The organism is Pseudomonas sp. AC112 (assembly GCF_979253545.1).
This window is the reverse complement of sequence record NZ_CEEDCM010000001.1, coordinates 3,831,930-3,842,633: the sequence shown is the minus strand read 5'-3', so window position 1 is coordinate 3,842,633 and position 10,704 is coordinate 3,831,930. Positions and strand designations below refer to the sequence as shown.

Here is a 10,704-nt window from a genome sequence, read left to right as displayed (position 1 = left end):
AACCTCCGATATGCCTGCGGTGTATCGGGGGTTTTCTTTTGCCTGGAAAATGCACGGGATCTGCCTAGAACAGCACGGTTGCGGTACCCGACTGCGGCACTCCGCCTCGCCGCCCCCACAATTCAACGCGACCATCGATCACGGCCATCGAATGGCCGCCGTATTCCACAGTTCCCACCTTGCCGCTTCTCAACTCGGAATCCGTAGCAGACCTGTAGCGGCCGCTCAACCCAAGGCGATCCAGACCTTCACGGGAGTGTTCTCCATCATTGAGGCTGTTCATCGCGTCCATGAAACTGCGCCCCGCCGTGCCATCGTTGTTCTGCATCTGCGCCCGCTTGGCGCTCGCGGCATACATGAAGTTGGCATCCGTCATCATCGCCGGGTCATCCCCTTTGAATTGTGCATGCCGGGCCGCCTGCTTCACTTCCTCGTTGGTCAATGAAAGCTTGAAGCCATCGCGCATCGTCACGTCATAGCCGTTCGCTGTCGCCTTCACGTCTTTGAAGACATCGGTGGGCTTCTGGCCAAATTGCATCATTGCGGCTTTTATGGCGGAAACCGTGATGCAATTACCATCCGGCCCCTGGCTGAAGCCACTCCAGATATTGTCAGGCTTTTTGCCGGGGTTGCTGTTATCGGGCATGTAGTTGAAGTGTTTTGCACCCTCAGTAATCGGCTTGTTGCTCATGGACTCAGAGGGCCCGAAACCACTTCGAGGAACGCTAGGGCCGCGACCACCGCCGCCACCACCAGGCTGCACTGGTGGAGCAGGTGACGGTGCATCGCCGTCATCGGGAAACCACTGCATCAACAGCTGCCTGAGAAACGCGCGAAGTTTCTCATCAGCCTCCTCAATCATCTTTTTGAGGACGTCTTTGAACGCCTCGTCCCCCATTTTCTCGCGCAGCGCGTTCAACTTGTCGCGCGTATCCTGCACGGTTTGGCGCTTGCCGCTCTGCTGCGCATCGAACAGCTCGCCAAGCAACTGCCTTGCCGCAGACACTTCAGTCACCGGCGCAACCGCAGGTGTATCTCCACCGGCCAGGCCAGGCCTATACCCCACACGTCCAGCCCCTGGCCAGGACACTCCTGAATGCCACATACCCCTGCCCCCTTGCTTGGTGAGCCACCCAGGCTCCGGTCCAATCAGTGGCAAAATGGCTAAGGCACGTTCCTTCCCAGGATTGAAAGCGCGTAACCCGATATGTCGCAGGCACTTTTCCTACGCCCACAAAAAAGCCCCTCTTACGAGGGGCTTCTTGTGCAGCGCTACCGCATCAGGTCATCTGAATGATGGTCTGCATGATGGTGCTCTGGGTGGAGATGGTCTTGGCGTTCGCCTGATAGTTGCTCTGGGCCTTGATCAAGTCCACCAACTCGTTGGTCAGGTTGACGTTGGAGTTCTCCAGGGAGTTGGCCACGATCGAACCCAGGGTGCCGGATTGCGGCGCGTCATAACCCGGCTGGCCCGAAGCGAAGGTCTCTCTCCAGGTGGTGCCGCCCGACGGCTGCAGACCTTGTTCGTTGTTAAAGCTGGCCAGGGAGATCTGGCCGATGGCCTTGCTCTGCTGGTTGCTGAAGGTCGCGAACATGACACCGCTGCCATCGATTTTCAGGCCGGTGATCTGGCCAGTGGCGTAACCGTCAGTGGTCGGCGGGTTGCGGTAGCTGGCCGAGTTGTACTGAGTAACGTCGCCCATGTTGACCGCAATATTTGGCGCTGTCGCTTTGTTTGGCGTCCACGTCCCATTGGTCACGGAGCCCGGTATCCAGCCGGTCAGCGTCAGGGTCGTGCCGGTCACACCCGTACCGGCCATGCTCAGGAGCTTACCAGCGCCGTCAAAGGTAAAGGTCGCTGGCACGGGCGCGGTAGCACCGGTGGTTGTAGGCTTGGAGCCATCCAGGTTACGGCCGTCGATCAACGTGTAGGACTTCCAGACGTTGGCGTCGGTTTTCACCATGTACTGCACCATCTCATGGGCGTTGCCCTGAGAGTCGTATAACGTGGTGGCATTCTGGGTAGTGAAAGTGCTGGATTCGCTAGGGTCGAATGGTTTGGCGGTCTGGTCGATAACCGGCGACGACGAGTTCAGGTTACTGGTCGAGTCGACTTTGGTGGACGCCTTGGGTGCCAGGTACGACAGGTTCAGTTGCAGGTCGGTCAAGCCGCCCTTGATGATCTTGCCGTTTTCATCCGCCGCGTAGCCCTGCAGGCGCGAGGTACCGGTGTTGTTGGTGATGTAGCCATCTTTGTCGGCACGGAAGGCACCGCTGCGGGTGTATTCCAGCGAGCCGTCGCTGCCCTTCTGCACGAAGAAGCCACCGCCCTGGATCGCCATGTCCAGCACGCCGCCGCTGTTGTTGACGTCACCCTGGGTGAACTGCTGGGACACAGCCGCCAGGTTCACGCCGTTGCCGATGCTGTTCTGGCCAGTGCCCAGTTTGGAAGCGGCGTAGATGTCCGCGAATTCCGCACGGGACGACTTGAAGCCAGTGGTCGCGACGTTGGCGATGTTGTTGCCGGTCACGTCCAGTTGTTTGTTGGCCGCATAGAGGCCGCTAAGGCCGATGTTAAAAGACATGTTTCTCTCCCTCTGCCGTATTTAGCCGGCTCTATGTACCGATAGTCTGAATTTGCGACAGCTTGACGCTGCCCATGCCGCCAGCCAGGTTCAGCAGCATTTCGCCGCCGGTCTTGCTCAAGGTCACGCTCGTTACCGTCGCGGGCAGCGAAGTGGCCAGGGCAACGGAGTCGCCCTTGTCATTCTTGGTGGTGGCATTGAAGGTGTAGGTGCCCGCAGGAGCGACCTCACCCTTGTCATTCTTGCCATCCCATATAAAGCTCTGGGTGCCGGCGCTCTGGGCGCCCATGTCGATGGTGCGCACCACGTTGCCGTCTTTATCGGTGATCTTGACGGAGACGTTGCCCACCGCCGAGGTCACCGCTACCGAACCGGTCATGCTCTTGCTGGTATCAACCATGGCCTTGTCGGTCTGGATGATGATCGAGCGCCCTACCAACGACGACGCCTGCAGTGCCTGCGACGAGCTGAAGTTGCTGGAGATCGCATTCACCGAGTCGTTCAGGGTGTTGATGCCTTCCAGGCTGCTGAACTGCGCCAACTGGGCCACGAACGCGCCGTTGTCTTGTGGCGACAGCGGGTTCTGGTTTTTCAACTGGGTGACCAGCAGTTGCAGGAACGCATCTTTGCCCAGCGACTGCTTGCCCGTCGCCTTGTTGGCGGCGTCACTGACGCTGCTGTTGTCCTGGGCAGTCTTGACCTTCGAATTGAAAAGGTCCTGGACTGCCGTGTTGTTTGACGTATCAACGATGGCCATTATTTGGCGCCCCTTATCACTGACCCAGGGTCAGGACCTTCTGCATCATGGTTTTGGCGGTGTTCATCATTTCCGCGTTGGTCTGGAACGAGCGGCTGGCAGAAATCATGTCAGCCATTTCCTCGACCACGTTGACGTTCGGGTAGTACACGTAACCTTTTTCGTTCGCCGCCGGGTGGTTAGGCTCGTAGCGGGCCTCCAGATTGCTCTGGTCTTCAACCACACCGAGTACCTGCACGCCGGAGCCTGCGGCGCCTTGGTCCTGGAACAGCGAATCGCTGCCGCCGTTCTGGCCACCCTGGAACATGGTGGCGAATACCGGATGACGGGCGCGGTAGGTCTGGTCAATGCTCGAAGACACGGTCTCGGCGTTGGCGATGTTACTGGCGACGGTGTTCAAACGCGTGGTCTGCGCGCTCATGCCACTGCCGGCAATATTGAAAACACTGGACAGGGACATGGCTTACTCTCCACGCAGGGCTGACATCAGCCCTTTGAATTTGCTGTTGAGCAGGGTGAAGCTGGCTTGAAAGTTCACCGAGTTCTCGGCGTAGGCCGATTGCTCCAGCTGGGCGTCGACGGTGTTCTGGTCGATCGACGGCTGCATCGGTGTGCGATACAGCAACGACTCGTCACCATTGCTCAGGCCTTGCGCTTCAATATGACGGCTGTTGGTCATGTTCAAGGCGAAGGTGCCGTTCTTGGTCTTGTCCTGCTGTGCAGCGAGCACGGCGGAGAAGTCCAGGTCCCGAGCCTTGTAGTTCGGGGTGTCGGCGTTGGCAATGTTGTTGGCCAGGACTTCAGCACGCTGGGCGCGGAAGCCCAGGGCTTGTTCGTGGATACCGAGCGCTTTATCGAAGCTGATGCTCATGGCGGAAACCTTTAAGGGCTGACCTGCTGTTCGTTAACAGGGTTATAGCAAGGTGTGTGCCAGTTTGTGGGAAGCCCGTATTTAAAGGGCTTGTGGGCGGATTGCCGGGCGGCAATGCCAGAAAAGCGGCAACGGGTTTCCGCGTGGTGCCAGTAAAGCGGCAATCCGGGTTGCCGCTATTGAACGGTTTGCCGCAAAAACAAATGTGGGAGCGGGCTTGCTCGCGAATGCATTCTGTCAGTTGATACATGCATCAACTGACACTGCGCTTTCGCGAGCAAGCTCGCTCCCACATTGTTTACCGCGTACGGTTTACTTGGCCTGGTAAATGATCCCAGGGCTGCACTGCACCATCTGGTAATGGTCCGGCAAACCGTTCAGCGCCTCGGAAGCACCGAGGAACAGGTAGCCACCGCGCTTGAGCGTGCCGTGGATGCGCAACAGGATGTCTTTCTTCACCTCGGCCGAGAAATAGATCAGCACGTTGCGGCAGAACACCATGTCAAACTTGCCCAGGCTGGCGTAGCTGTCGAGCAGGTTGAACGAGCGGAACTCCACACGGCTCTTGATCGGCGCCTTGACCGCCCAACGCCCCGCCCCTTTCGGGTCGAAATAGCGTTGCAGGCGTTCCTGGGACAAACCACGGCCCAGTGCCAGGCTGTCGTACTCGCCGGTCTTGCAGTTGGTGAGCATGGTGCCGGACAGGTCGGTGGCCACGATTTGCGCCCCAGCCTTCAACTGGCCCATGTTGGTCCGCTCGAACTCATCGATCGACATCGAAATCGAGTACGGTTCCTGCCCCGAGGAACAGGCGGCCGACCAGATGCGCAGGCGCTGGCCCGGGCTGGCCTTGATGGCTTCCGGGAGCACTTTGCTCTTGAGCACTTCAAACGGATAGGTGTCGCGAAACCACAAGGTTTCGTTGGTCGTCATGGCATCGACCACCATTTCCTTGAGCCCGCTGCGCGGCTGCCCCTGGATGCGCTGGACCAGCTCACCCAACGACTTGATGCCCTGCTGCTCCATCAGTTTGTTGAGACGGCTGGATACCAGGTACTGCTTGTTTTCACCGAGCAATATGCCACAGGCTTTTTCCAGGAAGACCCGGAACTGTTCGAAATCCAAATTACCCGTAGACAATGATACCGCCTCTTAAATCGTGTGACCGCCAGGGGGAAATCCCCCTAGCCGTGATCTGCTGCCTTGATCCGGTCGACAACCCGGGATGCCAGGTCATCAGGACGGAATTTGGCCAGGAAGTCATCGGCACCGACCTTCTTGACCATCGCCTGGTTGAATACACCCGACAACGAAGTATGCAGGATGATATGCAATTTTTGCATGCGTGGATCGTTACGTATCTCGGCCGTGAGGGTGTAGCCGTCCATTTCCGGCATCTCGATGTCGGAGATCATCATCAAGAATTCTTCTTCCGGTTTCTTGCCGTCATCCACCAGCTTGCGCAGGTAATCCAACGCTTGGCGACCATCATTGAGGGCCACCACTTCCACGCCGACGGTTTGCAGGCAACGGGTCACCTGTTTACGCGCCACCGAGGAGTCGTCCACCGTCAATACACGCAGGGAGATCGCCTTATGCGCGGTTTCGGCGTCCACCACACCCACGGAAATCGATTCCGAGGTCGGCGCCACTTCGGCAAGGATCTTCTCCACGTCGATGATTTCCACCAACTGGTTGTCGACCCGCGTCACCGCCGTGAGGTAGTGATCGCGACCGGTGCCCTTGGGCGGCGGATGGATCTCTTCCCAGTTCATGTTGACGATGCGCTCCACCGAGCGCACCAGGAAACCCTGGGTCTTGGTGTTGTATTCGGTAATGATCACGAACGGGTTCTCGCGGTCCTGCAAACCTGCCGAACCGGTGGCCAGGGCCAAGTCAAGAATCGGGATCGTCGCGCCACGGATGTTGGCAACGCCACACACCACCGGGCTGGACTTGGGCATGATCGTCAGCTTGGGGCATTGCAACACTTCCCGCACCTTGAACACGTTGATGCCATACAGCTGCTTGCCATCCAGGCGAAAAAGCAACAACTCCAGGCGATTCTGCCCTACCAGCTGTGTGCGCTGGTTTACTGAATCCATTACTCCTGCCATGCCCAGACTCCTACGCTAAAACCTTAAAGGGTGCGACGCGCACCCAACGCTAAACGGCACGGCCTTTGCTATTTATTGGTCATGGATATTAAAACGACAGTTTCCCGACGCCCCATCCTGACACGGTACCGCAGATCGCTCTGCGCAGCGTTGGCGTTGCTTGCCTTGGGCCTGGGCGCCACGGCCCGCGCAGACAACGTCACCTTGCCTGATCTACTTATCGGCGTCACCCAGGGCTTTCTTGAGTTCACTGTAGAAGATTATCTGGCGACCACCCAGACGCCGGGGCGTTACGAAATCCAGGTCAACCAGCTGGACCCGCGCCTGCGCATGCCCATGTGCGACAAGGAATTGACAGCCACCTTGGAAAGCCCCGCTCAACCGATCGGCCGCGTGACGGTCAAGGTCCGCTGCGACGGCGCCTCGCCCTGGACGGTGTTCGTGCCCGCCCAAGTCAAATTGTTCCGCGATGTGGTGGTCGTTGCCCGCCCGCTCAAGCGCACTGGAATCATCGGTTTTGAGGACGTGGTGTTGCGCGAACGCGACATCAGCATGATCAGCCAGGGTTACCTGACATCCCTCGATCAGGCCGTCGGGCAGAAACTGACCCGACCAGTGGTCACCGATCAGGTCATCACCCTGGTGCATTTGGAACAGGCGGAGGTGATCCGCAAAGGTGATCAGGTGGTGATTTCCGCCAGCAGCGGTGCGCTGCAGGTCAAAATGCCGGGTGAAGCGCTGTCCAACGGCGGCATGAGTGAGCAGATAAGGGTGAAGAACCTCAACTCCAACCGTGTCATCAAGGCACGGGTCACTGCACCTGGCCAGGTGGAGGTGGCTTTATAGAACACTGGTATCGGGCGCCCGCTTTTCCTACACTGTCGACTGGATGTCGGCCTGTGCAGTTTATTGTCAATCGAGCCTAAAGTTTGTCCGGGTATGGCCGAAAACATGGCAAGCGTCCAAATACCCAGAGGTTTTTTTAATCATGGTCATTGATTTCAGTCGTTTGAATAACACCCCGACCACGTCGGCCCCTACGCGCGCCACCGGCACCAAGGACAGCGTAGAAGCCAAGGCCCAGCCACTGCCCGCCAAGGCAGAACAGGCCAGCGCCAGCCAGAGTGGGGAATCCGTACACCTGAGCAATGAGGCTCAACAGTTGCAGAAGGTCACTGACTCGCTGCGCGATCAACCGGTGGTCAATAAAGCCCGTGTGGCCGAATTGAAACAGGCAATCGCCGATGGCAGCTATAAAGTCGACAGCAACCGTGTAGCCAGCAAGCTGCTTAATTTCGAAGCCGAGCGCTAGGCTAAGGCCTGCGCCGGGCTTTTGGACGCTTAAACCCCAAGGCCAGCCATGCATCACGACGAAACCCTGCTTCAACTGATCATTGATGATCTCGCCCCGACCCAACAGCTGCTCGAGCTGCTCAGGGAAGAATCCCTGGCCCTCTACGGCCGGGACATGCCCCTGCTGGAAGAGATCCTGGCGCGCAAGCAGTCGTTGATTGTCCTACTGGAACAACACGGCAAGAAACGCAGCCAGATCCTCGTCAGCCTGGGCCTGCCCGCCGACCATGACGGATTGGCACAGCTGGCCAGCCATTCCTCGGTCGGCGATCAATTACTGGCCCAGAGCAAAGAACTCAATCAATTGCTCGCCCAGTGCCAGGAAGCCAACCTGCTCAACGGTCAGTCGATCCAGCTTCAGCAAGCTACGACCGCCAACCAGTTGCGTATACTTCACGGCGGAGAGCCTCCAGCGCTTTACAACGCTCAGGGCTCCACCTCACGCCTGGCCAAGCCAAGCACCCGCAGCCAAGCCTGACGCCGGATCACGGCGCGGCCTATCCAAGGCGCGTCACATACTGGCAGAATGCCTGCTCTTGCGTGTAGTCGTATTTTGTCTGGAGATGGAAGAACCGTGTTCAACGCCCTTAATGCGGAAGATGCCCCGCAGCCACCCAAGGTCCTCACCACCCCTCTGGAAATCGCCAGCACCTTGCGGATGCTGCAAGACAGCCATGACCCGCTGATCATTACCTTCCACGAACGCAGCCAGCGCTTCCAGAGCTACCTGGTGGACGTCAACCGGGACAGCGGCACCCTGGCCCTGGACGAAATGATCCCCCGCGACGGCGAACGCCACCTCGAAAATGGCGAACCCTTCCGCATCGAAGGCTTCCATGACGGCGTGCGCGTTGCCTGGGAAAGCAACGGCGGCATGAGCATCAGCGAAAAGGACGGCCACCGTATCTACACCGGCAGCCTGCCCGACGAAGTGGTCTACCATCAGCGCCGCAACGCCTTTCGCGCCGCCTTGAAGCTGGCCCAATTGGTCAATATCGAGCTGGGTGGCGAGAAGCTCAAGGCGCCTATCAGCGGCAAGCTGCTGGATATTTCTGCTACCGGCTGCAAATTGCGCTTTGAAGGGGACATCTCCGAGCGCCTGCAACTGGGCCAGGTGTATGACCGCTTCATCGCCGCCCTGCCCTTTGGCAGCATGACCACCTCGGTCGAGTTGCGTTACCTGCACTTCGAAGAGAAGATCAACACCACGTTTGCCGGCGTGCGCTTCCACAATATGAGTGGCTTGGTGCAGCGCCAGGTCGAACGCTTTGTGTACCAACTGCAACGCGAAGCGCGGCGCTTCGACAAAGACGACGATTTTTAAACCTTAAGATCGCGGCAAAAAAACGGGCAGCCCCTAAAGGGATCTGCCCGTTTTTTCTGTCAGGGGCGCGCCCTGCTCAGGTCGTGAGGGTGGTCGTCCGGCCCCAGGGGTTCAGGCGGCCCCTCAAAGGGCGGCTCATCCGAGGGCGGGGTCGGATCCGCTTCCGGCTCCGGGGCGGCGGTTTGCATCTGGTCCTGCACCACCTGCTCATCCACACGCGGGTCCAATGCGGCCACCAGCGGCGAGCTGGACATGCTGTCGGGCATCGCGACGTGATGCAGCGGTGCATCGTCCACCTGATGCAGGTTGGTCACGGCTTTTGGCCGGATACGCCACACCAGGATCAACGCGCACAGGCTGAAAAACGCATACAGCATGTGGCTACCGAACATCTTCATCACCACACCTGCCAGCAACGGCCCGACACTCGCGCCGACGCCGTAGGTCACCAGCAGCATCGCCGTTAGCGACACGCGGCGATCACCTTCCACATGGTCGTTGGAGAACGCCACCGCCAGTGGATACAGGCAGAACTGCACCAGCGAACACAGGAAGCCCGCCACGAACAGCACTTCGAGCGGCACCTGGGTCATTATCGCCAGCGGTAATGCAGCCACCGCCAGGCACAGGGCAAAACAACGGATCAGCAGCGCACGGTCATAACGGTCCGACAACCAGCCCAACGGCCACTGCACCAACAGGCCGGCAAAAATGCAGCTACCCATGAACAGACCCACCTGCTCGGTGGTCAGGCCTTGCTGGGAGGCATAGAGCGGCGCCAGGCCGTAGAACGAGCCCACGATCACACCCGCCCCAAGTACCGTACTCAACGACTGCGGTACGCGCTTGATAAAAAAGCGTGGTTCCATCGGCGCAGGGTGCAGGGGAGCCGGGTGAATACGACGAGTCATGGCCACCGGCACCAGGCACAGCGCAAAGCACAGCGCGACCAGCATCAGCAATTCGAGACCGAGCTGAGGGTGCATGACCAGAATCAATTGGCCGAGGACCAGGCCCAGGTAAGACGCGATCATATAGCCGCTGAATACCACGCCGCGCTGCTTGGCGTCCGCCTGCTCATTGAGCCAACTTTCGATGACCATGTACTGGCACATCATCCCCAAGCCCACGATCATCCGCAGCACGATCCAGGCCGGCAGCCAGTCGATCAGGCCATGGCCCAACACGGCTGCACCGACAATACCGGCACAGGTTGCATAGGCCCGAATATGCCCGACCCGTGCGATCAGGCGGTGCCCGATCTTGCCACCCAGCACCAGGCCAAAATAGTTGGCCGCCATCAGCGCACCCACCCACAGGCTGTCGACATGGTCAGCCGCCAGGCGCAAAGCCAGGTAAGTACTGAGCAGGCCGGAGCCGATCAGCATCATCAAGGAGGCGAAATAAAGGGCTCGAAAAGATTTCCAGATCTGGCGCATCGGCGTTCCGAGCGGCTCCTTGCAGTGAGAGACAGGCCTATCGGCATGATAGTCCGGGGTGACCGAGTCCGGACAGCCGGTAGGGGCTGTTTCCGGGGATTATTTTGCTTACGGACTCAGACGCTGTCCGGTGGCTTGCTGGATACACGAATTGCGATAAATACACCGCGTACGTGCTGTGAACCCTGTACACCCTCAAGGTTCGACTCAGGTTCGGAAAACGCCCACAAAAAAGCCCTGCCAGACTGTTCTGTGCAG

Annotated in this window: 12 protein-coding genes; 4 read left to right on the top strand and 8 right to left on the bottom strand. The window is 58.9% G+C overall.

Annotated elements, in window-relative coordinates:
• Window positions 1–64: 64 nt before the first annotated feature.
• From AC0IYN_RS17770 to AC0IYN_RS17740, 7 genes are all read right to left on the bottom strand, one after another.
• On the bottom strand, window positions 65–1,105 hold the full coding sequence (locus AC0IYN_RS17770) for a hypothetical protein (RefSeq protein ID WP_457239415.1): 1,041 nt from the start codon (window positions 1,103–1,105) through the stop codon (window positions 65–67).
• A 175-nt stretch (window positions 1,106–1,280) separates the two neighbouring features.
• The gene (flgE, locus tag AC0IYN_RS17765; RefSeq protein WP_471842384.1) at window positions 1,281–2,585 is read right to left on the bottom strand and encodes a flagellar hook protein FlgE; all 1,305 of its coding nucleotides are present in this window, start codon (window positions 2,583–2,585) and stop codon (window positions 1,281–1,283) included.
• 31 nt (window positions 2,586–2,616) lie between these two features.
• The gene (gene flgD / locus AC0IYN_RS17760) at window positions 2,617–3,342 is read right to left on the bottom strand and encodes a flagellar hook assembly protein FlgD (protein WP_406598157.1); all 726 of its coding nucleotides are present in this window, start codon (window positions 3,340–3,342) and stop codon (window positions 2,617–2,619) included.
• Between the two features lie 16 nt (window positions 3,343–3,358).
• Entirely contained in the window at window positions 3,359–3,802 is a 444-nt protein-coding gene (flgC, locus tag AC0IYN_RS17755) for a flagellar basal body rod protein FlgC (RefSeq protein WP_076949604.1), read from the bottom strand.
• A gap of 3 nt (window positions 3,803–3,805) precedes the next feature.
• Entirely contained in the window at window positions 3,806–4,213 is a 408-nt protein-coding gene (gene flgB / locus AC0IYN_RS17750; protein ID WP_010208346.1) for a flagellar basal body rod protein FlgB, read from the bottom strand.
• 312 nt (window positions 4,214–4,525) lie between these two features.
• Complete coding sequence (gene cheR, locus AC0IYN_RS17745) at window positions 4,526–5,353, bottom strand: protein-glutamate O-methyltransferase CheR (protein ID WP_016979774.1); 828 nt, start codon at window positions 5,351–5,353, stop codon at window positions 4,526–4,528.
• Between the two features lie 44 nt (window positions 5,354–5,397).
• Window positions 5,398–6,330: a chemotaxis protein CheV gene (locus AC0IYN_RS17740; protein ID WP_033901287.1), complete on the bottom strand. Its 933-nt coding sequence runs from the start codon at window positions 6,328–6,330 to the stop codon at window positions 5,398–5,400.
• 81 nt (window positions 6,331–6,411) lie between these two features.
• On the opposite strand from AC0IYN_RS17740, the gene flgA reads away from it, so the two are divergent.
• From flgA to AC0IYN_RS17720, 4 genes are all read left to right on the top strand, one after another.
• Window positions 6,412–7,176 (top strand): flagellar basal body P-ring formation chaperone FlgA, encoded by a 765-nt coding sequence (flgA, locus tag AC0IYN_RS17735; RefSeq protein WP_078049869.1) that lies wholly within the window; start codon window positions 6,412–6,414, stop codon window positions 7,174–7,176.
• Window positions 7,177–7,318: 142 nt separating this feature from the next.
• Window positions 7,319–7,642, top strand: coding sequence for a flagellar biosynthesis anti-sigma factor FlgM (gene flgM / locus AC0IYN_RS17730; protein ID WP_038846372.1), 324 nt, complete (start codon window positions 7,319–7,321; stop codon window positions 7,640–7,642).
• 48 nt (window positions 7,643–7,690) lie between these two features.
• Window positions 7,691–8,161, top strand: a complete 471-nt coding sequence (locus tag AC0IYN_RS17725) for a flagella synthesis protein FlgN (protein ID WP_471842383.1) — start codon at window positions 7,691–7,693, stop codon at window positions 8,159–8,161.
• A 96-nt stretch (window positions 8,162–8,257) separates the two neighbouring features.
• Complete coding sequence (locus tag AC0IYN_RS17720) at window positions 8,258–9,007, top strand: flagellar brake protein (RefSeq protein WP_078049871.1); 750 nt, start codon at window positions 8,258–8,260, stop codon at window positions 9,005–9,007.
• Between the two features lie 59 nt (window positions 9,008–9,066).
• Here AC0IYN_RS17720 and AC0IYN_RS17715 read toward each other — a convergent pair whose 3' ends face one another.
• Window positions 9,067–10,446, bottom strand: a complete 1,380-nt coding sequence (locus AC0IYN_RS17715; protein ID WP_457239416.1) for an MFS transporter — start codon at window positions 10,444–10,446, stop codon at window positions 9,067–9,069.
• Window positions 10,447–10,704: the final 258 nt, after the last annotated feature.

Coding starts and splice junctions, on each gene's coding strand:
- flgC (WP_076949604.1), bottom strand. CDS start 3,802: ATGTCCCTGTCCAGTGTTTTCAATATTGCCGGCAGTGGCATGAGCGCG.
- AC0IYN_RS17715 (WP_457239416.1), bottom strand. CDS start 10,446: ATGCGCCAGATCTGGAAATCTTTTCGAGCCCTTTATTTCGCCTCCTTG.
- AC0IYN_RS17725 (WP_471842383.1), top strand. CDS start 7,691: ATGCATCACGACGAAACCCTGCTTCAACTGATCATTGATGATCTCGCC.
- flgD (WP_406598157.1), bottom strand. CDS start 3,342: ATGGCCATCGTTGATACGTCAAACAACACGGCAGTCCAGGACCTTTTC.
- AC0IYN_RS17770 (WP_457239415.1), bottom strand. CDS start 1,105: ATGTGGCATTCAGGAGTGTCCTGGCCAGGGGCTGGACGTGTGGGGTAT.
- flgB (WP_010208346.1), bottom strand. CDS start 4,213: ATGAGCATCAGCTTCGATAAAGCGCTCGGTATCCACGAACAAGCCCTG.
- flgM (WP_038846372.1), top strand. CDS start 7,319: ATGGTCATTGATTTCAGTCGTTTGAATAACACCCCGACCACGTCGGCC.
- AC0IYN_RS17740 (WP_033901287.1), bottom strand. CDS start 6,330: ATGGCAGGAGTAATGGATTCAGTAAACCAGCGCACACAGCTGGTAGGG.
- flgA (WP_078049869.1), top strand. CDS start 6,412: ATGGATATTAAAACGACAGTTTCCCGACGCCCCATCCTGACACGGTAC.
- flgE (WP_471842384.1), bottom strand. CDS start 2,585: ATGTCTTTTAACATCGGCCTTAGCGGCCTCTATGCGGCCAACAAACAA.